The sequence below is a fragment of the Endozoicomonas sp. Z74 genome (assembly GCF_057680865.1).
This window is the reverse complement of record NZ_JBLYZI010000097.1, coordinates 1-23,626: the sequence shown is the minus strand read 5'-3', so window position 1 is coordinate 23,626 and position 23,626 is coordinate 1. Positions and strand designations below refer to the sequence as shown.

Here is a 23,626-nt window from a genome sequence, read left to right as displayed (position 1 = left end):
CCAATTGTAGATCTGCTGTACGCTGATACCGAGCTGTTCAGCAACAGCAGAAGCTTTGTGGTCTGGTAAGCCTGCCAGACGAACAGCTTCTTTTCGGAACTCTTCGGTATAAGCAGGGTTTCTATATCGGCTCATGATACACCTCCCAGTTAGACTGTAATCTAACTTAGCGGGGTGTCCACAATTCGTGGGTAACTCCTAGGCATAACGCTTGCAGCAGGGGCGCCGAACGCAGTGAGGCGTCCCATGGCTGCACTTGTTAGCCGTAAGTTGCGTGATCAGGTGAAGGCCAGATTTTGCCCCTCGCAAAATTGCTACTATCATAGTCTTTGTTTTTGCAATTGCTGTCATCTTCATAGCTTATTGCTGCAACAAAACCTTGCCTGAACCTCCTTGCGATGTGATTTTTTAAGTTGTGCTCAGGAGCCATAAATGTAATTGGACAATCTATCCAGACATTATGTAATTGGAGAATGGGTAAAACTGCAAAATATCTTTGATAATTTTGACTCTCGCAGCGTGCTTGGAGCTTTAGACTATGTGAATAAACTACTTCAAGCGCTAACTCTTGATTTTTGAACTTCAACTTAAACGTACTAAGAAGAAAAATAGTGCAAAATAGAAAATCTCTATAACTATTATCTTCACGTCTTATTGTCTTTGTGTTTAAACCTGCTTTTTCAAAAATGTGGTTTAAATCGCCTATCAGCTCCTCATCTGAGCCAAGCCCTTTAAATAGAAGCTGGTCTCTGTAGTCAGCAGAGTCGAGCCCGCAACTTTCAATCTCCTCATCAAATAGTGGCATTATTTCTTTAATGCTTTTTAACACAATTCCTCTATCTTTTATGTCTGGATGGGCTAAAAAATCACCAACTTCTCTAATGATGCTACCTTTTTGAGAATAGTCTCGTGAAAGAACAAAGAACTGAGAAACATCATCTTGATCAAATTTCCTATCAAGAAATGACTCATAAAAGCTTTTGATTTTGTATCTACAATATTCGTTCATATGTGTATATGTTTATTTTTACGGCTAACGCTAAGCTGTGGGGCCGGAGCACGCAGTGCGGAGGTCCCGCCCCGAAGGGGCAAACACCAGCGCATTGTTAGCTGCATAAGCCCGTAGTTAATTTTTTTATGCTTGCTACCCACTCTTGATAGTATTCTTCATTCTCAGACCAGAGCTCATTAAGCTCTGAGTTTTCAGAAAGTACTGTATTAAGCCCTGCAACAATATCGGCTTTATAGCAAACTACACTCGAGGGATCTTGTTGCTTGACCCACTCTACAAATTCACCCTCATCATACTCGTAGGTTGTCCCATTTATCATTGAGTCAATAATAGTTGCAGATACGATTACCTCTTGGCATTCATCATATTCAAGATAATCTGCATCTTTATGATTTACGGCTCTTTGGATAAATGATACTGCATCACTTTCAATTGCTTCGTCTATCAAGTCACAAGACGTATCATCCTCAAATACTCCAACTCCTGAAGCTCCCATTATTACTCCTTAAATGATGTTTTTCACAGCAGCTAACGCCTGGTTCAGCCGCGCCGCCAACGGCGGCGTCGGGTGGAGGGGCGAAGCCCCGGAACGAACTGGAACCATTTGTTAGCTGCGTAGCTTGCCGACAATGATTAGGGATGCTGGTTTGTCCGTTTTTGGGTTTATAGGCTCTATGGCTTCGATGACATCATATCCAGATTTTTTGAATAAAGATAACCAAGAGTCTGTTGTTCGGAAATACCATGGAGCAGGTTGTGTAAATGAGCTATTGAAACCAGACCATGAGCCTCGTTGCCAGCCATCAGAGTATTGAAAATTTTCTGCTGCCTGCTTCGGGTTAAGCGTTTGGATGATAAAATAGCCATTCTGAACCAGAACAGATCTTAACTTTATGAAGAGTTGTTCAACTGACTCATTTCCAAAGAGTGAGAAATTGCACACCGCAAGATCAAACTTTTCGTTTGGAATCTTTTCTGGAAAGTCTTCGTATGTTGCAACATAGAACTTTCCAGCGGAGGATGATTTTGCTTCCGTAACAAGGTCTTCTATTACATCAAAACCTGTACAATCAACACCATGCTTATTTAATGTATTGGAAAGCCAGCCTTCTCCACACCCAATATCAAGTACGTTTTTCGGTGCTTTAGCCAAAATTATTTGGACGATTTCATTGTTTGTTACAAGCTGGCGGCTTTCTATTTGTTTTTCCTGAATGGCATTAATCCAAGGAGAGGAATTAACCTTCCAAGAGTCTATGATTTTTTCTTCTTGGTTTTTAGACATAGGAAATCTTCCGTGTTTGGAAAGCAGCTAACAGCTATTAGGTCTCAAAACGAGTAATATCGAATATTAGGGGCAAAAAAACTCAAACTAAGAGATATCCACCCAATATCGTTCTTATTAACTCAAAATGAGATATATTACGAAACTTACATGATATTATAACTATTTGATATAAAAGATAATTTTACCGTTTCTTACAATGCATTTTCAATATTACTCATCGTTAGCGGTTGCGAAAATCGATATCCAGGCAATAATACTGTGTAAATAAACAGTGTCGATTATGGCTATGAAGTTTATGCAGCAGGTGAGTAACACTTTAAGGGTTAAAAGATACAGTTATCGTACAGAGCAAAGTTATTGCTATTGGATTCGTTACTTTATTCGTTTTCATGGCCTCAAGCATCCTGAACAGTTGGGGCCTGATCATGTTGTACAGTTCCTGACCTGGCTGGCTGTGCACAAAAATGTTGCCGCATCCACGCAAAACCAGGCTCTGAATGCTCTGAACTTTTTGTACAGCCAGGTTATCTGCAGGCCACTTGGCGATGTAAGTCAATCAAAACGGGCCCGCACTCCCGTCAGAATTCCAGTGGTTTTTGAGCGGGATGAAATACAGAAGATTTTCAATGTGATCCATCCTGACTATCTTCTTTCTGTTCAACTTATGTACGGCTCTGGACTTCGCATCAGTGAGTGTCTCCGCCTGCGGATTAAAGATATTGATTTTTCCAGGAATATTCTTGTAGTCCGCTCTGGCAAAGGTAATAAAGATAGGGTGACTGTTTTACCGGAATCCCTTCATTGTTCCATCAAGCAACGGATTGAACGGGTGCGAAGTTATCACCAATCTGATTTACAGGCCGGTTTGGGAGAAGTCTGGATGCCTGATGCCCTGGGAAGAAAGTACCCGTCCGAAGCGTTCAGTCTCCACTGGCAATACCTGTTTGCTTCCTATAAACGCTCTGTTGAACCCCGTTCCGGCAAGGAAATGCGCCACCATATGGATGACAGTACCCTGCAACGTGCTGTTAAACAGGCTATTAATAAGGCGGGTATCCTGAAAAAAGGCAGCTGTCACACGTTTCGTCACTCTTTTGCTACCCACTTGCTGGATGATGGCTATGACATCAGAACCGTTCAGGAGCTTCTGGGCCATAAAGACCTGAAAACCACTCAAATATACACTCATGTCCTGAACAGGGGAGGCAACAGTGTTAAAAGTCCTTTGAACCGGCTTCAGGTTGCAAGGTAGAGGGCTGAAGGTGGTTCAGGTTAAGAGCCCGATTCAGGTTCTTATGTCTTTTAAGTTGAAATACAGGCCACGCTACCGCCCTTCCATGCCGGTTCAGGAATCGTCAGGCTTTTTTGTTATGTACGACTGATGTCATGTAAGCCGGGGGATTGAAAATACTACCATCGTCTAACATATCTTTACAGGGGTGTAAGGCATTACCTTGCCGCTAAGCCACGGGGGGCTATATATAGACTGTTTATGGTTAAGGTATGAAACGGGATGTAAGTCCATAAATATCAGGCAGTTTTCGGCCTCGCTTCAGAGTTGTTTCGTACAGGTGTGGAAGGAAAAAAGTGGTATGTGAAATAAGCAGTGTTTTAAGAGGGTTGGTACTGTTCATCAAAGGCTGTGCAGGGCACAGCCTTGTTCCGGTGTTTAACCTACCAGTGGGTTGGTGATGGCTTCGCAGGCACCGACCAGTCCCGGGTTTTCAGACATCACCAGAAAGGTGGGAATGGCCTTCAGATAGTTGACCATTTTATCGTTGGTTTCAAAAGCGCCGCGGAAAGCAGAGCTGGCAAAAAATTCCGGAAAACGGGGGATGATCCCTCCGGCAATGTAAACGCCGCCCTGGGCACCACTGGTGAGGGCGGCATTGCTGGCTGCCCGGCCCAGCAGTTCACAGAAGTGAAGAAGTGTGGCTCTGGCCAGGGGCTCACCGCTGATGGCCTGCTCGGTGATCTGGTAGTCCCTGAGCGCTTCCGGTATTCCTTTGCCCTCTCGCTCTGCTTTGAGCGTGGCGTGAGCCTGGTAAAGGCGCTCCAGGCCTGAACCGCAGAGTACGGACTCCCAAGAGATAAATGCCATTGTTTTCTGAAGTACTTGAAGGATTTCCTGATCCAGCCGGGATACAGCAGAAAAAGCCGCGTGGCCTCCTTCACCGGGCAGTGGCAGCCAGTTGCCAGCAACGGGTTTCAGGGCCGCAACGCCAAGGCCGGTGCCGGGTCCCATAATCAGTTTGGCAGCATCTTTCACAGGTTCACCTTCCCCCACCCGGATCAGGGTTTGATCGGAAAAGGCCGGCAGAGCCAGAGCCTGGGCTGTGAAATCGTTGATGACTTTAAAGGTGGAAAGCGCCAGCTTTTTCTTCATGGCTTCTTTATTGAATGACCAGTGATTGTTGGTCATTTTTACCTGGTCTCCGCTGACCGGGCAGGCAAATGCCATGCAGGCACTGTTGACGCCGGTCCCCATGGTGTTGAGGTAGTGTTGAACGGCACCGTCCAGGTTGTCAAAGTCATTACAGGCCAGCACCTTAATAGACTGTTCGTTAAGAACACCGTTGCTGCAAAGGGCAAAGCGGGCGTTGGTGCCGCCAATGTCGGCTACCAATGAAAGGTCGGCAACCTGTACAGGAGAGGGGGAGAAGGCGTCATTGGCAAGGGGCATAATGGACGTTGCTCAAACGGATAATCAATTGAAAAAAGTGGAGGCAGGATTCTACCTGAGCTCAGGCAAAAGTCGAAGCAATGGGCATGACCGGGGTCAACAATCGGGTGTGTAGGCGCAATAGCAGGCTGAAGAGAGGGCAGGGCCGGGGGAGTTTCCGGCCCTTAAGGTTTTAATCAACGGTTATCGGATTTGCCCTTGTCGGCATCTTCCGGTTGATCATCCTTCTGGTCTTCTTTCACAGAGTCTTCCAGAGACAGCTGTGGGAAGGCTTTCTGTTCAGTTTTGGTGTCCTCTTTATTGTCCTCTTCCGGGGGAAGGGTGACGCCTTCTTCGTCGTGCATGTCCAGACTCAGGACCAGGGGCAGGCTATCCTGTTCCTGGGAGGCCGGCTGGGGAAGGCTGGCCATGGCGCCCAGGCTGGAAAGGGTCAGAATCAGGGTTAAAGGCCATTTGAGGCTGGCGAGAATGCTTTTTACTGTGCTCATAGGTTCCTCACTTTGCAATGGGTTGTTTTTTAATGAATTGTGTCTTGTTGTTTCACTGCTTGGACTGTTTAGTTCGGTTTTGGTTCCCCTGCAAATCCTGTCAGGTCATTCCAACCGGGGGGCTCATGAGGTAGAATCCGTCAGTTGTATCGCAGATTCAGCAGCCGCTACCGGCTGTTTTCTCCGTTTCCATAAATCCCCTCAGGTGGGCCTTCTCCTGGTCAACCTGGGGCCGGATTATGATTTTCAGGACGGCGCAGGGCGCCTGGCGAGAGTGAGTAATAAGGGCAATGTTTGAAGTCAATCCCATCAAGGAGCGTATTAAGGACCTGACAGCGCGTACGGACGTGCTTAGGGGGTACCTTTGACTACGCTCACAAAAGTGAGCGTCTGCAGGAAGTAGAACGGGAGCTGGAAGATCCAAACGTCTGGAACGATCCCGCGTATGCCCAGAAGCTGGGTAAAGAGCGTTCCACCCTGGAAGCGATTGTGGCCACCATTGATGAGCTGACCGGTGGCCTGTCCGATGCCAATGAACTGCTGGACATGTCCGTTGAGGAAGAAGACGAAGACGGTGTCCAGGGGGTGATGGATGAGCTGGACGAGCTTTGCAGCAAGCTCGAAGGGCTTGAGTTCCGTCGCATGTTCTCTGGCGAGATGGACCCCAATAATGCGTATCTGGACATCCAGGCCGGATCCGGTGGTACCGAAGCTCAGGACTGGGCCAACATGATGCTGCGCATGTATTTGCGCTGGGGTGAGACCCGCGGGTTTAAAACCGAGATCATTGAAGTGTCCGCCGGTGAAGTGGCAGGCATTAAATCCGCCACCGTTCAGTTTTCCGGGGATTATGCCTTTGGCTGGCTGAGAACAGAAATCGGGGTGCACCGCCTGGTCAGAAAGTCTCCCTTTGATTCCGGTAACCGTCGTCACACCTCGTTTGCATCGGTCTTTGTCTCTCCGGAAATTGACGACAACATTGAGGTGGAGATCAATCCGTCGGACCTGAGAATCGACACCTACCGCTCCAGTGGTGCCGGTGGTCAGCACGTTAACACCACCGACTCGGCGGTGCGAATTACCCATGCTCCTTCTGGAATTGTGGTCCAGTGTCAGAACCAGCGTTCCCAGCATCAGAACAAAGACAAGGCCATGCAGCAATTGAAAGCCAAGCTGTATGAGCTGGAGATGCAGAAACGGACCGCAGAATCCCAGGCCATGGAAGACTCCAAGTCGGACATCGGCTGGGGCAGCCAGATTCGCTCCTATGTGCTGGATGACTCCCGTATCAAGGACTTGAGGACCGGGGTTGAAACCCGCAATACCCAGGCGGTTCTGGACGGTGATCTGGACAAATTCATTGAAGCCAGCCTGAAAAAAGGCCTGTAATTTTTTTATACCGGACCGGTGGACGGCCAGTCCGTGCAGAAAGAGTCGACCTTTATGTCTGAACAACAGATACCTGAAGAACAGAATGTGGATGCCCAGGAGGAAAACCGCCTGGTGGCTCTGCGTCGGGAAAAGCTGACAGAGATCCGCTCAAAAAGGGTAGCCTTCCCGAACAAATTCCGTCGGGACGCCCTGGCTGGGGAGCTGCAGCAGCAGTTTGAAAATGCCGATAAAGCGGCGTTGGCGGAGCAGAACCACCGGGTCTGTGTGGCCGGTCGGATCATGCTTAATCGTGGGGCTTTTATGGAGCTCCAGGATATGTCTGGCCGTATCCAGCTTTACGTGAATCGCAAGCAGCTGTCCAAAGAGACGCTGGCGGAGGTAAAGACCTGGGACCTGGGAGACATTATCGGTGTGGAAGGCACCGTTCAGCGTTCTGGCAAAGGGGATCTTTACGTGGACATGGAAGCGGTTCAGCTGCTGACCAAGTCACTTCGCCCCCTGCCTGAAAAGCACAAGGGTTTGACTGACACCGAGCAGCGTTACCGCCAGCGCTATGTGGACCTGATCACTAATGAACAGTCCCGGGAGACCTTCCGGGTGCGCTCCAGAATCATTCAGGGCATCCGTGAATACTTCCATGGCCAGGATTTCATGGAAGTGGAGACCCCAATGCTTCAGGTGATTCCCGGTGGTGCCACTGCCAGACCGTTTGTGACCCATCACAACGCCCTGGACATCGACATGTACCTGCGGATTGCCCCTGAACTCTACCTCAAGCGTGTGGTGGTCGGTGGTTTTGAGCGGGTGTTTGAGATCAACAGGAACTTCCGCAACGAGGGCTTGTCTACTCGTCATAACCCGGAATTCACCATGATCGAGTTCTACCAGGCTTATGCGGATTACACCGACATGATGGATCACACCGAGGCCATGCTGAAGCAGCTGGCCCAGGATGTTCTGGGTAAAACGGAGTTCGAGTACCAGGGACAAAGGGTGGACTTTGGCCAGCCGTTTGCGCGGATGTCCGTTTTTGATTCGATCCTGCACTACAATCCGGATCTGGAAGCTGCAGATATCGACAACCTTGAGTCAGCGACTCAGGTGGCCAGAAAACTGGGCATTGAGGTGAAGGAAATCTGGGGCCTGGGCAAGGTCCAGATGGAAATCTTTGATGAAACCGTGGAGCATCATTTGCTGAACCCCACTTTCATCACCGATTACCCCACAGAAGTTTCTCCGCTGTCGCGCCGGAACGATGAAAATCCGTTTGTTACAGAACGTTTTGAGTTCTTTGTGGGTGGCCGGGAAATCGCCAATGGCTTCTCTGAGTTGAATGATGCTGAGGACCAGGCGGAACGCTTCAGACAGCAGGTGGCTGAGAAAGACGCCGGTGATGATGAGGCGATGCATTACGATGCGGACTATATCAATGCCCTTGAGTATGGTCTTCCGCCAACAGCAGGTGAAGGGATCGGGATTGACCGTCTGGTAATGCTGTTTACCGACGCGCCTTCCATCCGGGATGTTCTGCTGTTCCCCCATATGCGGCCGCAGTAAGCCACCTGGGGATTGCCATCAGCATGCCCGGGAGCAGTTTATGTGAACTGTACCCGGGCTTTCCTGTCAGGTATGGCTGGAGCCGCTGGGCAAATTTCCAGACGACTGGTTGATTTCTGGTCTAAGCTGCAAGCTCAGGAAACCGCCTGTGGCGCAACCACCATGCCTTTGGCCCGATTAGGCGCCTGTGGCCTAACAAAAGGTGCTCAACAAAAGTTAAAAAACGATCAGTCAACTGTAAGGCAGTCTTTATATGGCTTCAACGATTTTGGCTTCAAGCAGTGAAGCCGACAAGAGCAGACCCGTAACCTCCAATAATGGAATGGAATTAAAGTACCAGGGACGTAAAACAAGCCGTGTCAACAGTGAACAGCGTCGGCGCACCATTCTCGAAGCGGCCCTGAGAATTGTGGTCAGAGACGGTGTTCGTGGTGTTCGACACCGGGCTGTGGCCAAAGAGGCCGATGTGCCGCTGTCCGCCACCACTTATTATTTCAAGGATATTTCCGACCTGATCACAGACACGTTTACGTTGTTTGTGGAAATGGGGGCTGAGAAATTCAAGGCTTATTGGGAAGATTCCGACAGTCAGCTGAAAGCTGCAGTGAGTCAACTGGATCAATCTCTGGGCAGCAAACGGGTGTTTGCCGGCAAAATGGCCGATCTGGCCGTTGAGTACGTTCTGATTCAATTGCGTGAGCACCGGGATTACCTGATGGCAGAACGGGCTTTTCAGCTGGAGTGCCTGCGCAACGAAAATCTGCGCCCTATTGCCTTTAATCATCAGAAGTTTTTCCTGGAAAGCCTTGAAGGGTTCTTTGCCAGGATTGGCTCCAGCCAGGCAAAAGTGGACGCTCAGATTTTTGCCGCAGTAGTGCAGCAGGTCGAATTTCAGGGGTTGATTGACAGCGAATTTGCCTCCGAGCATGGCCAGCTGCGCGACATGCTGAAGCGCCAGATTGAGCTGATGATTCTGGCGGGAATCTGAACCGTCTCTTCGAAAGTCTGCAGTCTGTTGGAAGGTGGGTGCTTGAATGCATAAGCCCGACAGGCTGCGGTTTCAGAAAGTTTTGGTATTCACCCAACGCCTAAGTTGTTGTGAGTGGGTGTTTATAATATTGGCATGCTTTTGTGTTGGGGGCTTAGTGCCAAAGAAAGGGGTACTCCAGCAGAGTGTCCGCACTGTTCTTTTTAGAGATGACCAACTCCCGGATCTCCAGTTCCAGCATGAAACCATACACCATCAGGGCGCTGGCCAGGTTTGCCTGATAAAACTCCTTCCTGGATTCTTCATTTGACGTCACGTGCTGTTTCCCGGGGGGCAGATTCAACCGTTGATAAATGACTTGTTCCAGTCGGGCTCGGCTGTAGCTATCCGGCTGCTCTGCAATGATGCCTGCGGTGATGGCTCCTGCAATGCTGTTGCGAAACAGTGACCCAATGGCGATGACCATTCCGTTATTCTGTTCAATGGCCTTTCGGGTTTTAATCGGTGTCTGTCGTGCCAGGAAACGGGCGAAATCAATACCGGCCTCGGCGTCTTGCCTGGACAGGGGCCTCAGTTTTTTGTTCTGACTGTCTACTTGTTTCTGAACCACTTCAAGCAAATAAGCATGAAAGGAAGTGGACCCAAAGGTTCCCTGATGGGCAAAAGGGCCTTCTTTCTCATCACCGGCAATCAGTTGATAACGCCCGGCGCCGATATCCCATACCACTGGAGTGTCGGAAGCATTGCTGACTTTCAGGGCGGAGTAAAAATCGAGCCGGTCCTCTTCTTCAGGGGTCAGGATTTTAATGGAAATACCGGTTTTACGACCGATCTTCTGGATCAGTTGGTTGCTGTTGTCTCCCTGTCTAAGGCTTTCTGTAGCCACTGCACGGATTTTATCTACGGTGAAATGGCTGGATTTGTCTCTCAGTTTTGCAAAAATGTTCAGGGCCTGGACAAACAGCTCAGGGCTGAATTGCCGGTTGCTGCCTGCCATCAGGTCTTTATGGAAATCGGCACTTATGGATCCAGAGTCCAGATAGCGGATAATGCGATCGTTTTCCGGGTTGACATCAGCGATGACGAAGTGGACTGCGTCTGTGTCAATTTCAATCGCCAGTCTGCGCTCTGGCTGCCCTGCTGAAGTGAGGGGGCTGCAGCTCAGGCAGAGAACAATAAGAGCACTTTTGATCCATTGGCCAGGCATGGTAGACCGTCCATTTCGGTGGGAATCTTTATTCTCTATCGGCCCATGGCCCCTTATAATAAAGCCACTTGATTTTATGTGATTTAACAGCGGTCAGGCTCTTGGAAGGATTCCTTCCTTAAAGAGTGCGCAGGCTGTCAGGGGATTAAAGAATGCCGGAAATCAGGCTTGAACCGTCCTGGAAAGGGGTTTTGCAGGATGAGTTTGCCAAAGAGTATATGCAGGTGCTGCGCTCGTTTCTGAAGCGGGTCAAAGCGGAAGGCAGAACTGTGTATCCAAAAGGGAGTGAGTATTTCAGGGCCATGGACCTTACCCCGTTTGAACAGGTCAAGGTCGTGATTCTGGGGCAGGATCCTTATCATGGGCCCGGACAGGCCCATGGCTTGAGCTTTTCTGTGCGTCCGGATGTGGCCATTCCTCCTTCACTGGTCAATATGTATAAGGAACTGGAGACCGATCTGGGGATTTCTCCGGCCAGTCATGGCTGCCTTGAACACTGGGCACAGCAGGGGGTTCTCCTGCTCAACAGTGTATTGACGGTGGAGCATCGCCAGGCGGCTTCCCACCAGGGGCAAGGCTGGGAGCAGTTCACCGATCGCGTGATTTCGGAACTGAATGAGAGGCGTGAGCGGATTGTGTTTATTCTCTGGGGCAGTTACGCCCAGAAGAAGGGGCGGTTTATTGATACCCAACGTCACTTGGTGCTGAAGTCCGTTCACCCTTCGCCCCTGTCGGCTTACCGGGGCTTTTTTGGCAGCAGGCCTTTCTCTCAGGCCAATGAGTATCTGGTCAGCCATGGCATGGAACCGGTGGATTGGCGGTTGCCTGGTCTTTGAAAATGTATCTTCACTGTTTACCCTCACCCCAGTCCTTTCCTTTGGGAGAAGGTTTGGGTGAGGGGAAAATCCACAGGCACCCCTATGACAAATTATATTCTTGAACTTTTCATTTAAAGCCCTTGTAAAAACAGGGAGTGACAGCCTTTTGTAGCGGGTTTATGCTGTATAAGGGGTAAGGGGTAAGGGGTAAGGGGTAAGGGGTAAGGGGTAAGGGGTAAGGGGTTGCTTCAGTTCACTGCCCCTGAGCAGTTTCAACAGTTCATCGGCACTCATGGAAAATTTGAACTCAGAAGCGGCCTTTTCGATCGGTTCAGAGTGCTCAACCGTGACCTTTTTCAGCACAATTTCATCACGATACTCGCTTCTGCTTCACCAGACCGTTTTCAGAAGTCGACTTTCCCGCAGGTTATGGTCCGCTGTCACAATTTCAGCGTCGTGTATCATGGCTGTAGCCGCAATTAGCCGGTCTGCTGGATCGTTATTGATACTGCTGTCAAAGCTGACAGACAGCTCGGCAATCTCTGGGGTGATTGACAGCACATTGATATTCCTGGCCTGCAGGGCGAGCTGGCAAAAATGGCCTGCTGTTGTGCCAATAGTGACTCTTCCCTTCCTGATCAGCATGGCTACTTCCCAGAGTGAGATGTCGCAGATCGTTAGTCGTTGTTGCTGGTCTGCCAGCTCAATCCGCTTTCTGGCTTTTACCGATAACTGTTTATGGTTAAGTGCGTCCCAGATAAAAGCACAGGTATCGAGCAGGATCATTGCATGGCTTTCCATGGCTCATTGGTGCACTGTGCAAGGTCATCAGCCTGTGCATCACAAGCCAATTCATCAAGCGCCTTTCTGGCTGATTTCCGGAGGGCTTCAGGGGAGGCTATGGTGGCCAGAACTTCCCCATTGGAAGTGACCGTAAATGGCTGTCCTGCCTGGGCTTTTTTTAAATAACTCAGCAGGTTTGCCCGTAATTCGCTGATATTGATGTGTTCCATGGGAGTCTCTCGTTGTACATTGATTTTGTACAATATAGCAGGTTTCTTGTGTATTTACCGGGACTGGGGAAGGGTAGGCTGTTTTCTGATCCAGCCAAAATCCGCCAGGATGGTATAAGCGGCAGGGATAACAAACAGCACCGTTAAGGTGAAGGCAAAGAACATTCTGGGGCAATCAAGGTCTGTATAAGCAGTCTTTCTGTATATTTGAGGTCAATATGATGCGTTTCAGTCCGTATTATTTTGGTTTTACAGTGTTTGTTTTTTTTCAATTTGCCGGGTTCTACAGTTATTCGGCGGTTGTCTCTCCTCGACTTGAGCGACAGAGTGAAGTACAAGAGGTTGAAGGCCACGCGGGCGAAGGGCACCAGTGGTCATTGTGGTTGAAAGAAGGGAATTATGAGCTTGTATTAGACAGGCTCGAGCACCGGCAAAAATGCAGGAACTCCATGAAAACCGGGAGTGTTTCTAGTGGAAAAAAGCGTTGGTTTAGAAAGGTTCCCGGGGAGGGCTCCAGTAGCTCTCAGGCCAACTATGAAACTGGAGAGTTTGAGGTAGTTTGTCATGAGAAAATGGATGAAGTGAGTCGTCATTATGATGAAAATGGTAGGACCCTGGTTCAATTAGTTGTTGATCATTATCAGTTTGAGCCAAATAGATTCAGGCCAGAAGATTTTGTATCACTTACCAATGGTGAGCAGGCTGAGTATCTCCCAAAAGAGTTCTATCTTTTGATGTTACTTCATGAAGAGGGGGTGCCATTTTTGAATCAGGGGAATATAGATCGGAATGATAACGCCCTCTTCGCTGCAATTGCCAGGAAATATCGTTTGTTGCCGAATTTTTTGTTAACGATTATTCAGGATGATTTGGCCGATAAGGGAGGAGTTAATGAGTTGAAAACAAAAGAAGGGGACAGGCTGGGAGAATTGTTACTAAAAAAATTTCCTGATGAAGTCAGCCTGGTAGGTATTATTGAAAGTTTCAGCCTCACTGTTGATCTTGACAGGATACTGGATAAAGAGAGAGGGCTTGCTTTTAAAATGTTGTCTTTTAAAAAGAAAGCTGAGCTTTAATAGCCTGTATTACACAGGCTTTTTCCGAACGCATCCAAAATCCGCCAGGATGGCATAGGCGGCAGGGATAACAAACAGTACCAGCAATGTGGAAGCGAAGATGCCAAACACGATGGAGATCACCAGGGGCTGAACCACCTGGGCCTGCAGACTCCTTTCCAGAAGCAGGGGAAGCAGGCCGACGGCGGTGGTGATTGAGGTAAGGAACACCGCCCTGAACCGGTCTCTACTGGCCAGGGTTACCGCCTGGTGAACCGGTTCACCGGCGTCCACATGCAGCCGAATGTATTGCACCAGCAGTATTGAATCATTCACTACAATACCTGCCAGAGAGACAAAGCCCAGCATGCTGGGCATGCTCAGGGAATAGCCCAGGAGGAAATGCCCCCAGATCACCCCGATCATGGCCAGGGGAATGGCGAGCATGACCACAAAGGGTTCCGTATAACTGCGGAACTGGAAGCTGAGGATGGCAAAAATACCAAAAAGTCCCATGAGAAACCCTTTGGTCATGGAGCTGCTGGTCTTGGCATTTTCTTTCACCTCGCCTTCAAAGCCGAAGCGTATACCGGGGTATTTCTCTTTTAATGACGGTAGCTGCTCCTGGAGAAGTCGGGTGTTGATCTGGTTGGCGCTGGCTTTATGCTGATCAATATCACCGGTGACTGTCAGGGTTCTGAGGCCATTGATGCGCTGGATCCGGACAAAGTTTCTCTGGTATTCCAGAGTGGCAATGGTGGCCAGGGGGATCTGGCTGCCATCGGGCAGGATCACGGGCAGGTTGCTCAAATCGTCCAGGCGGCTGATGTCCCGGTTGTCCAGTTGCACCTGGAGTTTCAGATTCTCGGGACCCACCTGTATTTCATCAGCGGTCTGGCCAAAGTAAGCGGCCCTGAGCTGCCCTGCAATCAGTTCCCCGTCAATCCCGAAGGCTTCTGCACCGGGGCGCAGGCTCACCAGAACCTCTTCTTTCCCCCGTCGCATGTCGTCCATGAGATTGCTGACGCCATCAAACTGTGAGAGAAAGTGCTGAATGTCCAGGGAGGCGGCTTTCAGGGTTTCCAGATCGGGATGTTGTATCCGGATTTCAATGGCACGGCCGGAAGGGCCAATGGAGCCCATGGTAAAGCTGATGGAGACGGGGTCCGGGAGTTCTCCCACATCCTTTCGCCAGGCGTCCAGAAAATCGTCCAGCAGAGTGTATCGCTGTTCGGCAGAGCGCAGATCCAGTTTTACGGTAGCGATGTGAGGACCACTTTCACTGGCGTCGGGATTGAAATTGAAGCGTTCAGAGATGTTCTCCACCAGAGGGGCGCCCGCCTCGTTTTCCTGGGAAAAACGGTTGTTGAGTGCTTCCGCACTGTCCACCACGGTGTTGACCACTTTACGGGTCTGCTCAAATGTGGCGCCGGGAGGCAGAATGATTCGGGCTTCTGCCTGGTCACCGTCCACATCGGGGAAGCCAATAAAGTAAAGGGCTCCGCTGGCCAGCAGGGCTCCGGAGGCCAGTAGCAGAGCCAGCACGCTGCCCAGGAACAGGTAGCGATAGCGAATGACCTGGGTAACATAGCGGGTCAGGGTTTCCTGACGGAAATGGTCAAAGCGGTCCAGGAGTTTCTGTTTGAACCGGGGCGGTTTTTTCTCGTTGGTGTTGCGGTGAAGGGAGTGAGAGAGATGATGGGGCAGGATCAGAAACGCCTCTACCAGACTCAGGGTCAGCACCAGGATCAGTACCTGGGGAATAACTTTCAGCACTGAACCCATCTGTCCTTCCAGGAAAAGCAGGCTCCCGAAAATGCAGACGGTGGTCAGATAGGAGGAGAAGACGCCGGGCAGAACCTTTTTTACGCCCTGGAAAACCGCATCGTCAATGGCAAGGCCCTGGTCCAGGTGGGCGGCAATGGACTCGGAAATGACAATGGCATCGTCCATCATAATGCCGATGGCCATCAGCAGGGCCACCAGGGAAAGGATGTTGATGGACAGCCCTGTCATGGACATGAGCATGATGCTGCCAAGAAAAGCCACGGGGAGACCTGCAGCCACCCAGAAGGAGTAACGCAGGGAGAAAAACAGCCACATCACCCCGAAGACCAGCAGGATCCCCTGCCAGCCATTACGGACCATCATGGTCAGGCGGTCCCAGAGAACCGATGACAGATCGTTGGTAAGACTCAGGGTGACGCCGTCAGGAGCCCTGGCCTGTTCCTGCTCAACAAAGCGACGGACGACGTCCTTAACCCGGAGGGCGTCATCGGCTTTGTTTTTGCTCACGGTGAGGATGGCTGCCGGCTGGTTGTTGAAGTAAATGCGGTTCTCATCCCGCTCAAACCGGTCGGTAATGTGGGCGATCTCACCCAGGCGGACAGTGCTGCCACGGCTGGTCGAGGAAATAACGGTCTGGGCCAGGGTTTCCGGGGTGATCTTGCGTTCATCAAAGCGGATCAGCAGACTTTTATCCCGGGTTTCAATATTGCCGCTGGGCAATTTGATGTTCTGACGGGCTATTTTGCTGGCAATGTCGCCAACGGTCAGCCCTAAACGACGCAAGCTGGCTTCCCGGAGCTCAATCCGCAGCTGATGATCGGAAAAATTATTGATGGTCACCAGTTGCAGGCCGGCATCCACTTTCATCCGCTGTTTAACGGCTTCGGCGTATGCTTTTAAGTCGGGTAACCCGGTGTTAGCAGAGATAGCGACATCCACCACAGGTTCGTTCCAGTCCATTTCCTGAACGACGGGCGGTTCTATTTCCCTGGGGAAGTCATGGATGGCATTGATCCGGGTCTGGATGTCCACCAGCAACCGACCGGTGTCAGCGCTGTCATCCAGTTTGATGATCAGGGTGGCCGCTCCTTCCAGGGCCTGGCACCGGGCTTCTTCAATATGGCTCAGGCCATCAATGGCATCTTCCATGCGCAGGCACAGGGCCTCTTCCACTTCTTCTGGCGTGGAGCCGGGAAAGGCGACACTGGCAGAAATGTAGCTGGGATCAAATTCGGGAAAGGTTTCCCGTTTGATATCCGGTAACGCCAGAACGCCTGCCAGCAGCAGGGCGGTCATCAGCAGATTGGCGGCGGTGGGGTGTTTGAGAAAATAGCGGATCACCGTCAGTCCTCCACCACTTTCAACAGCATACCCGGGATGGCCGGTACCAGGTCCGTGGTGATGACTTTGTCACCGGGCTTGAGGGCTCCCGTGACCGCCGCTATGTTCTGGCCATTGATGGTGCGGCGGAACAGAAGGTTGACGTTAACGGTTTTCAGTTTCTGGTGCTCGTCCAGAACGTAGAGGTTTTTGCCGTGAAGGGCTTTTTCAGGAACCACTAGATGGGGTTGAGGCAGGCCTTCCAGTTCCGCTTCCACAAACAGTCCATTGGCCAGGGGCACCTGGTGGGCATTGATCATGGCCTGATAGTTCTGGTCTGTTTCCAGAATGATACCGACGGTGCCCTGGTTAGGGTCAATGGTTTCACTGACCCGGCTGACCCTTGCTGGTTTTTCGAGGCGGTAATTGCCGCTGCTGATCATTACCCGGGCAGCCAGTCCAAAGGTTTCCGGACGCAGCTGGGATACATCGGTCACGGGTTGTCCGTCAGCGCTGAATGGAATGCTGTTCAGCAGAGTCCGGGCATCATGGAGAGCCACCTGGGCCTCTACTTCCATGGTTTCAATGCCGTAAAGCTGAGCCAGTTGCTGCTGAAGGTTCACCGCCTGGCCCACCTCAAAATCGACACTGGCAACCCGGGCGGTCATGGGCAGGGTGATGGACGTCTTTTCCAGCTGGCGGCGGGCTTCATCCAGTTTTGCCTGATGGATTCGGACCTGGGCTTCACTGACTTTCCGGTTGTCGGGAATTTGCGCAAGCTGGTTTTTCAGATTCAGAACCTGGCTCTGCTGGGAGAGGTTGCTTAGTCGTTGCTGGTCAAAGTCGGAACGTGATAATACCTTTTTGTTCAGCAGGTTCTCTTTTCGTGCCAGCTCTTTTTCAATGAGCTCCAGACGTTGCTGTTCGATGTTCAGGGAGGCTTTCAGATTGGCTTCCTGCAAATCCAGTTGTTGCAGCTGGGCTTTGCTGGCATTCAGGTCAGCCTGGGCACGGGCCAGTTGCAGCTGATAATCCAGGGGATCAATTTTAAGCAGAACTTCACCGGCCCGGATTATGCGCCCTTTTTCCAGATCCGGATGGCGGTAAATGATTTTGCCGCTGGCTTCGGCAATGGCTTTCCAGTCAACTTTAGGTTGAACACGGCCAAAACCGGAAATCAGCGGAGCAATGTTCTTTTCTTCAACCAGGGCGATTTGAACCGGTCTGGCCCTGTCCTGGGCCGGGCTCAGGGGCGGTGTCTGGCGGTTGAGTATTGCCAGCAGCAGGATAAGCACACCAATCCCAAGGGCATAGAGAAAGTATCGTTTTTGTGTCGCCTGCACAGGGGTGTCCTTGTGGTGGTTGAGCTGGGGATATTCAGTGTGAATCACCCCTTTGAAATGGGTTACTCAATTCTACAGGGCTGGTTAATGAATGCCTACTCATTGTTTAGAATGAAAATTGGTTTTGATCCTTTTGACCTGGGTCCGGAGCAGGGTGAGGGATTAAATCAAGGAAAAGAGCTGGAGGCTGATGAAGGGCACTGATGGAGTGGGTACTTTCGCAGTCAGAGCAGGCAACTTCAAGTATTGCCGTTAGGTTTCATACAGGGTGCTCCCAAAGTACCGATGTGAATCAAGTCATACTCATTGCATATTTCGAACTATCGATAACAGTGACGGTTATCTGTTGTCAAGGGTGCACTGTTTAATATTCATAACTCGATAGTTATTTAATTTTTACGGTTGAAGGCAGTATCATAGACTCTGTATGAAAAGATAAAGTTAATTGTGTTGTTGAATTGTTGCGTGAGTGATCTTCGGGGAATGAATGGTCGCATGGGGGAGGGTGATGAATCTAGCGAATTACTTGGGTATTTTTCATTATGGAGATGTTGGATCAGGTTTAAAAGTCGGTGCAATGTTTAAAGATGTTTCTGAAGTTTATGGACGCTATAGGGTTGCGCCGTGGAGTGTAGCTTGTAAATGGATGTCGGGTCATTCTCACCCTCCAGAGCAAAAGAAAACCATACAGGATAGGGAAGTCATTAGTTTATTTGATGAAGTAATGACTCAGCTGGTTAATGTCACTCTGGACAGTGATTATGATACGGTTAAAGAATTCGGTGAATATCATTCGTCTTATGGTATAAGTCCAAGGCTGTGCGGTGTTATTGTTGCGTTTTATAGGTTAATGGACGGTTATGAGGGAAAGGGGATAAAAACTATTGTTGATGAGATTCTCCCTAATGCTACACAATGTTTCTCTAAGAGTGATTTTGATGAACTGAGTGGAGAAGTCTACAGGATTGAAAAAGAGGTTGAAAAGAGTGGGTTTAGTCCGGAAACGTATATGCTCGAGCAGGTATTTCAGCTTTTACAGACAACTAATTATTATTCTAATTTCCGCAAAAAACACCGTATCGAAGATCTAGAAATTCCAATTCTTTCCAGAGGATCGTATAGTGTTTTTTCATCGGATGAAAACACAAGGCTCAAAGTCAATAACAAACTGACGAAGCTTCGTTTAGTCATTGACTCACTTCCTCCTAAGAGCCCGGAAAGAATTTCAGCGATGTGTGAATTTGCAAGAGAGACAGCCAACTATTCGGTGTTGTATAGTTGTAGCAGGCATAATGGTATCAGCTTTACTAAACAGCACCCTGCCTATTCAGTCAGAGTTGAAAGAGAACAAGTTTTTAAAAAGGTGCAAGAGCGGTATAAATGGCAAAAGGAAAATAAAACCTTTTATCCCCCTGGCGATGATTTGGCTAAATTTGGTAACTGTGATCATTTTTCAGATAGCGCAGTTATTACTCTTCGCAATTTAGGATACTCTGGCGGCGAATATGGTTGGCTCTTAATGGTGGATAAGAGCCATTATGGGCATTCATGCTGTTATCTGAAAACGGGGGCAGGTATTATCATTATCGATGGTTGGGTCAACATCTGTTTTGATATAAAAGATTATAAGCATTTTTTAGGGAAGTATTTTGAGGATCATATGACTGTTAGTTTTGAACCATTGCGTATTAAAGCAGAAGATGGTGGTTTTGTTGAGGTTAATAAGGGAAAAGGTGTTCCTTTCAATGTTGAAATGGATAAAAGATACCCTGCAAGTCATGTGGTAAAAGCCATTGAAGAACTTCCTCCAAAGCATCCCTATTCTTTGTGTTCATAAAATTATGAGCTGTTAACGGCATAAATGGTGGCCACAGGTGGAAGGTCAAGTTTTAGTATGCTCTGAGACGGTTGATAGCAGGTATTTTCTGTCCTGAAAAATGTTCATAACGATTGCAACACACCCGCTGTTAAAAAGCGGATAGTCAATGAGAAGGCCAAAGCTGAGTAGAGCCTGGTGATCACCAGGCTCTACTCGAAAGAAGGGGTAGAAATGTCAATGAGCGAATACATGACTCCGTATAACAGGTTTAATCAGGAACCTCGCAGGTGTTAACAAACCTGAATCCTGTAGAGAATTGCAGCCCCTGTTCCTGAAATACGTGGGTCATATACACTGCCGTTAAATGGAAAGCTCACCCGCCAGGCTGACGCCAATCATTTCCTTCACCTGCTCAGTGGACATCCCCTGAGAGTAAAGGTGGTGAAGCTTACAGAACATTGCTTCGGTGGTGGTGTCCAGACCGCCGACAATACCGGCTCTGGCCAGGGCTGAACCGGCGGCATAACTGCCCTGGTGCACGGTTCCCCGGTGGCACTGGGTCAGGTTGACGATCAGCTTTCCGGCTTCGGTGGCCCGGGCGAAGGTATCCAGCAGAGCCTGGTCACCGTCCGGACCATTGCCGGTGCCGTAGGTGCGCAGAATAAAGGCGTCCATGGGCTGGTTTAATGCCGATTCCATCCAGCTGGCGGTAATACCCGGGAATAATTGCAGGGTGGCCACATGGGTATCGGAATCACAGTCCAACAGGAATTTTTCCGGTGCTTCCGGGCGCCAGAGCAGGGTTTCGTTCAGCTCGACATTGATGTCCGCGCGGCCCAGCCAGGGGTAGTTGGGGCTGTCAAAGGCATCAAACAGATAGGCGTTCAGTTTGCGGGAGCGGTTACCCCGAAGCAGTCGGCCATTAAAGTACAGGCAGACTTCCCGGATGCGATCATCGGCGGCCATGGTCAGGGCACCGACAAGGTTCTCAAGACCGTCAGTACGGGCTTCGCACAGGGGGATCTGGGAGCCGGTAAAAATAACCGGTTTTTTCAGGTTCTGGAGCATAAAGGAGATCATGCTGCAGGAGTAGGCCATGGTGTCGGTACCATGAAGGACCACGAAACCGTCAAAGTCCTGGTAGCGACTGGCGATGTCAGAAGCGATCTGTTTCCAATTATCTGGACGGATGTTGCTGGAATCAATCAGCTGTTCATATTCATGGAGTTCAAATTCCGGCAGGCTGGCCATCACATCCGGTGGCAGTTTTTCCTCCAGCAGGCCCATCAGGTTATCGCCAGGCACATAGCCAGACTCTGAAGGGCGCATGCCAATGGTTCCGCCAGTATAAGCAACGTAAATTTTCTTGCTCATTGATGCTTGTATCCTAGGAAAAAGTCCTGAAAATCACTCCCCGGGGGGAGTAGGGCGAATCACTTTTCTTTATGACAGGCACTGAGAACCTTTCATAAAGAGGTACCGATAAATCTTTGATCATTTACCGTGAAAACAGTTTGCATCCCTGTTGTTCATAGGGAAGGAGCAAACTGTTTTCTTTCGCTATGGCTATTTGAGTTTAATTCTATCATCTCCGGTCCGGTTCGCGGTTTGATCTGTAGCATCAAAGGATCCTGGGTTCACAAAATCGCTCTGGGCTAAAAAAAGCGCCACCGTTAAATAGGTAGCGCTTTTGCCAGGGTTGGCCGGAGTTGATTAGCAGGTTCTTCAGGCCGTTGCCAGGTTACCCTGAACGTCCTGCTTTGAAGCAGCTGCTTTGACATACTTGCCATCAGCCGGACGGAATTTGCCCAGGTAGGCGAAGGTGATCACCAGGCCGATGCTGATAAAGCTCATCCACATGAAGGGGACGTAAGCGAAGGTGGATACACCCAGCAGGCCCGCCATGAAGATACCGTTGTCAGACCAGGGCACCATACCAGAGGTCAGGGTGCCACCGAACTCGGCGCTTCTTGAGAGCATCCGGCGGTCAACGCCCATGCGGTCGTAGTTACCGGACATGATCTTGGGGGTCAGGATCAGGGATACGTACATGGCAGAGCCGAATACGTTGGCCAGGAAAGCGGTGACCACTGTGTACACAGTCAGGTTGCCTTCATTGGTGATCCGGTTCTCGAACTGGCTGGCAACGGTTTCCAGAATGCCCACCTTGTCCAGCAGGCCGCCAAAGCCCAGGCCGAAGATAATAACCGCTACGGAGCCCAGCATATTGGACATGCCACCCCGGTTAAGAATGTTATCCAGGAAGGCGTTACCGGAGTCAACGGTCAGAGGAGACCAGAGGGCACCCATGGCTTCTACGGGAGTGCGGTCCTGGAACAGAATCGCCCAGATCATTCCCAGTGCGGCACCCAGCATAATGACTGGATAGGATGGAAACTTCTTGGCCAGCAGGGTCAGGACAATGGCCACCGGCACAAAGGCCATGATGGAAATGTTGAAGTTAGCGTCCATCAGGGCCATGACTTCCTGCACCTGGTGCATATCGGCATTACCACCGAACTGGAAGCCGTAGACAGTGAAGGCCAGGCCGGTCAGCACATAGGCGGTCAGACTGATGGGCAGCATACCTTTGATGTGGTCAACAATCTCAACGTCAGACATGGAGGAGGCCAGGATGACACTGTCGGACAGGGGAGAGAGCTTGTCTCCGAAGTAAACACCGGACAGGATGGCACCGGCAGTCACTGGCGCGGGAACCCCCAGACCCTGACCAATCCCCATCATGGCAATACCGGCGGTACCGGCAGCACCCCAGGAGGTACCTGTTGCCAGGGCGGTCATGGAGCAGATGACCATGGTGGCCAGCAGGAAGATGGAAGGGTGAATGGTTTTCAGACCGTAGTAAATAATGGAAGGAACGATGCCTCCGGCGATCCAGGTACCCACCAGGGCGCCTACTGCGATCAGGATCAGAATGGCGCCGGTGCCTTTGAAAATGCCTTCGGCAGCCGCCTTTTCAAGATCTTTGTATTGATGACCCAGCTTGACTCCAAGAGCCATGGCCAGGAACCAGCCGATGCAAAGTGCCAGCTGGATAGGAAGGTCTAGCTTGGCGGTGAAGGCAAATGCCAGAACCAGGAAGGTGCCAAGAACCAGGAAAACCTGTCCCATAGATGGCAGCTTGATTTTCTGCTCCATTAACGAACTCCGTGGATTGTGTTAATCGATGTTAGCGTGGCGCCTATCCTATAGATTTGGCGCGATCATTTTTTGATCTGTGTCAGAAAACGCTTCCAAATATGCTTACAATTTGTTGAAAAAGAAAGGAAAAGCGACTTCGGTCTCTTTTTATATTAGCGTGATTTTATAGGTTAAATGTGCAGCAGGCTGGGTGTATATTCTTTGTACGGTGCAAAAAATACTCATTCATTTGGAGGGTTGATAAAGAAGTCTTTGGTGGTTGTGCGTACCATCCGCAATGGTTTCAGCAGCCGTTACCGTTAATGAAAAGGTTTGCCTGAAGCTGGTTGAAATTGATAACGGAGCGTATCCTTAACCCTGCTGACCGTCACTGTACATTTCTGCATTAAAGAGGTGGTTACTGATGGATATCCTTCATCCCGAAAGGCTGGAACCCCATATTCTGGTAGGCATAATGAATGAACGCCTGCGGCTGGGCTGTAGTGGACTTGAGCGGTTGTCGGAAGATCTGGGCCTTCCGGTCAAGCAGATGGAGAGAATGATGCGGCAGATCCACTACCATTACCTGTAGTAGTTCAGACCTGATCTGACAGTCACCGATTTTTCAGAGGGTGTCTGTCAGGTCAAATTCAGGCTACAAATTTTTCCTTCCAGATCTCTTTGCCATCTATCAGAGTTTCCATTGGCGTTCTT

Annotated in this window: 23 protein-coding genes; 9 read left to right on the top strand and 14 right to left on the bottom strand. The window is 49.9% G+C overall.

What is annotated here, in order from left to right; translation table 11 throughout:
• The 4 genes from ACNRUY_RS21100 to ACNRUY_RS21085 form a co-directional block, all read right to left on the bottom strand.
• Window positions 1–135, bottom strand: a 135-nt coding sequence (locus ACNRUY_RS21100; RefSeq protein ID WP_488112090.1) for a transposase, incomplete at its 3' end; no start/stop codon positions are given.
• A 124-nt stretch (window positions 136–259) separates the two neighbouring features.
• Window positions 260–1,009 (bottom strand): hypothetical protein, encoded by a 750-nt coding sequence (locus ACNRUY_RS21095; protein ID WP_488113642.1) that lies wholly within the window; start codon window positions 1,007–1,009, stop codon window positions 260–262.
• A gap of 97 nt (window positions 1,010–1,106) precedes the next feature.
• Entirely contained in the window at window positions 1,107–1,508 is a 402-nt protein-coding gene (locus ACNRUY_RS21090) for a DUF4259 domain-containing protein (RefSeq protein ID WP_488113641.1), read from the bottom strand.
• Between the two features lie 111 nt (window positions 1,509–1,619).
• Window positions 1,620–2,297, bottom strand: a complete 678-nt coding sequence (locus tag ACNRUY_RS21085; protein WP_488113640.1) for a class I SAM-dependent methyltransferase — start codon at window positions 2,295–2,297, stop codon at window positions 1,620–1,622.
• Window positions 2,298–2,580: 283 nt separating this feature from the next.
• On the opposite strand from ACNRUY_RS21085, the gene ACNRUY_RS21080 reads away from it, so the two are divergent.
• Window positions 2,581–3,552 carry an integron integrase gene (locus ACNRUY_RS21080; RefSeq protein ID WP_488113639.1) on the top strand — a complete coding sequence of 324 codons (972 nt, stop codon included), beginning with the start codon at window positions 2,581–2,583 and terminating at the stop codon, window positions 3,550–3,552.
• A 417-nt stretch (window positions 3,553–3,969) separates the two neighbouring features.
• Here ACNRUY_RS21080 and glk read toward each other — a convergent pair whose 3' ends face one another.
• Window positions 3,970–4,983, bottom strand: coding sequence for a glucokinase (gene glk, locus ACNRUY_RS21075; RefSeq protein WP_488113638.1), 1,014 nt, complete (start codon window positions 4,981–4,983; stop codon window positions 3,970–3,972).
• 176 nt (window positions 4,984–5,159) lie between these two features.
• Window positions 5,160–5,471: a hypothetical protein gene (locus tag ACNRUY_RS21070; protein ID WP_488113637.1), complete on the bottom strand. Its 312-nt coding sequence runs from the start codon at window positions 5,469–5,471 to the stop codon at window positions 5,160–5,162.
• A gap of 290 nt (window positions 5,472–5,761) precedes the next feature.
• Here ACNRUY_RS21070 and prfB point away from each other — a divergent pair.
• From prfB to ACNRUY_RS21055, 3 genes are all read left to right on the top strand, one after another.
• Window positions 5,762–6,860 (top strand): peptide chain release factor 2 gene (prfB, locus tag ACNRUY_RS21065; protein WP_488113636.1). Its coding sequence is split into 2 segments (ribosomal slippage): window positions 5,762–5,836 and window positions 5,838–6,860, totalling 1,098 coding nucleotides; the frame shifts between segments, so codons are not numbered across the junction.
• 54 nt (window positions 6,861–6,914) lie between these two features.
• Complete coding sequence (lysS, locus tag ACNRUY_RS21060) at window positions 6,915–8,420, top strand: lysine--tRNA ligase (protein ID WP_488113635.1); 1,506 nt, start codon at window positions 6,915–6,917, stop codon at window positions 8,418–8,420.
• 322 nt (window positions 8,421–8,742) lie between these two features.
• Window positions 8,743–9,408 carry a TetR/AcrR family transcriptional regulator gene (locus tag ACNRUY_RS21055; protein WP_488113643.1) on the top strand — a complete coding sequence of 222 codons (666 nt, stop codon included), beginning with the start codon at window positions 8,743–8,745 and terminating at the stop codon, window positions 9,406–9,408.
• 154 nt (window positions 9,409–9,562) lie between these two features.
• Here ACNRUY_RS21055 and ACNRUY_RS21050 read toward each other — a convergent pair whose 3' ends face one another.
• On the bottom strand, window positions 9,563–10,615 hold the full coding sequence (locus ACNRUY_RS21050; protein ID WP_488113634.1) for a Ppx/GppA phosphatase family protein: 1,053 nt from the start codon (window positions 10,613–10,615) through the stop codon (window positions 9,563–9,565).
• 152 nt (window positions 10,616–10,767) lie between these two features.
• Between ACNRUY_RS21050 and ung the strand changes: the two genes are divergently transcribed.
• Window positions 10,768–11,451: a uracil-DNA glycosylase gene (gene ung, locus ACNRUY_RS21045; RefSeq protein ID WP_488113633.1), complete on the top strand. Its 684-nt coding sequence runs from the start codon at window positions 10,768–10,770 to the stop codon at window positions 11,449–11,451.
• 159 nt (window positions 11,452–11,610) lie between these two features.
• On the opposite strand, the gene ACNRUY_RS21040 is transcribed toward ung, so the two are convergent.
• From ACNRUY_RS21040 to ACNRUY_RS21030, 3 genes are read right to left on the bottom strand one after another with little or no spacing between them, the layout of a single operon-like run.
• Complete coding sequence (locus tag ACNRUY_RS21040) at window positions 11,611–11,796, bottom strand: hypothetical protein (protein ID WP_488113632.1); 186 nt, start codon at window positions 11,794–11,796, stop codon at window positions 11,611–11,613.
• A 27-nt stretch (window positions 11,797–11,823) separates the two neighbouring features.
• Window positions 11,824–12,219 (bottom strand): type II toxin-antitoxin system VapC family toxin, encoded by a 396-nt coding sequence (locus ACNRUY_RS21035; protein WP_488113631.1) that lies wholly within the window; start codon window positions 12,217–12,219, stop codon window positions 11,824–11,826.
• Window positions 12,216–12,446 carry a type II toxin-antitoxin system Phd/YefM family antitoxin gene (locus ACNRUY_RS21030; RefSeq protein WP_488113630.1) on the bottom strand — a complete coding sequence of 77 codons (231 nt, stop codon included), beginning with the start codon at window positions 12,444–12,446 and terminating at the stop codon, window positions 12,216–12,218. The genes ACNRUY_RS21035 and ACNRUY_RS21030 overlap by 4 nt, the downstream gene beginning before the upstream one ends.
• A gap of 218 nt (window positions 12,447–12,664) precedes the next feature.
• Between ACNRUY_RS21030 and ACNRUY_RS21025 the strand changes: the two genes are divergently transcribed.
• The gene (locus tag ACNRUY_RS21025) at window positions 12,665–13,522 is read left to right on the top strand and encodes a hypothetical protein (RefSeq protein ID WP_488113629.1); all 858 of its coding nucleotides are present in this window, start codon (window positions 12,665–12,667) and stop codon (window positions 13,520–13,522) included.
• A gap of 9 nt (window positions 13,523–13,531) precedes the next feature.
• On the opposite strand, the gene ACNRUY_RS21020 is transcribed toward ACNRUY_RS21025, so the two are convergent.
• On the bottom strand, window positions 13,532–16,630 hold the full coding sequence (locus ACNRUY_RS21020; RefSeq protein ID WP_488113628.1) for an efflux RND transporter permease subunit: 3,099 nt from the start codon (window positions 16,628–16,630) through the stop codon (window positions 13,532–13,534).
• Window positions 16,631–16,632: 2 nt separating this feature from the next.
• The gene (locus tag ACNRUY_RS21015; protein ID WP_488113627.1) at window positions 16,633–17,952 is read right to left on the bottom strand and encodes an efflux RND transporter periplasmic adaptor subunit; all 1,320 of its coding nucleotides are present in this window, start codon (window positions 17,950–17,952) and stop codon (window positions 16,633–16,635) included.
• 12 nt (window positions 17,953–17,964) lie between these two features.
• Between ACNRUY_RS21015 and ACNRUY_RS21010 the strand changes: the two genes are divergently transcribed.
• Both ACNRUY_RS21010 and ACNRUY_RS21005 read left to right on the top strand, forming a co-directional pair.
• Window positions 17,965–18,156, top strand: coding sequence for a hypothetical protein (locus ACNRUY_RS21010; RefSeq protein WP_488113626.1), 192 nt, complete (start codon window positions 17,965–17,967; stop codon window positions 18,154–18,156).
• Window positions 18,157–18,460: 304 nt separating this feature from the next.
• Window positions 18,461–19,789 carry a hypothetical protein gene (locus ACNRUY_RS21005; protein WP_488113625.1) on the top strand — a complete coding sequence of 443 codons (1,329 nt, stop codon included), beginning with the start codon at window positions 18,461–18,463 and terminating at the stop codon, window positions 19,787–19,789.
• Window positions 19,790–20,131: 342 nt separating this feature from the next.
• On the opposite strand, the gene ansA is transcribed toward ACNRUY_RS21005, so the two are convergent.
• Window positions 20,132–21,145 carry an asparaginase gene (ansA, locus tag ACNRUY_RS21000; protein WP_488113624.1) on the bottom strand — a complete coding sequence of 338 codons (1,014 nt, stop codon included), beginning with the start codon at window positions 21,143–21,145 and terminating at the stop codon, window positions 20,132–20,134.
• 351 nt (window positions 21,146–21,496) lie between these two features.
• A complete protein-coding gene (gene nhaC, locus ACNRUY_RS20995) occupies window positions 21,497–22,930 on the bottom strand; it encodes a Na+/H+ antiporter NhaC (protein WP_488113623.1) in 1,434 nt (477 codons plus the stop codon).
• Window positions 22,931–23,336: 406 nt separating this feature from the next.
• On the opposite strand from nhaC, the gene ACNRUY_RS20990 reads away from it, so the two are divergent.
• The gene (locus ACNRUY_RS20990; RefSeq protein ID WP_488113622.1) at window positions 23,337–23,504 is read left to right on the top strand and encodes a DUF4250 family protein; all 168 of its coding nucleotides are present in this window, start codon (window positions 23,337–23,339) and stop codon (window positions 23,502–23,504) included.
• Window positions 23,505–23,626 lie beyond the last annotated feature (122 nt).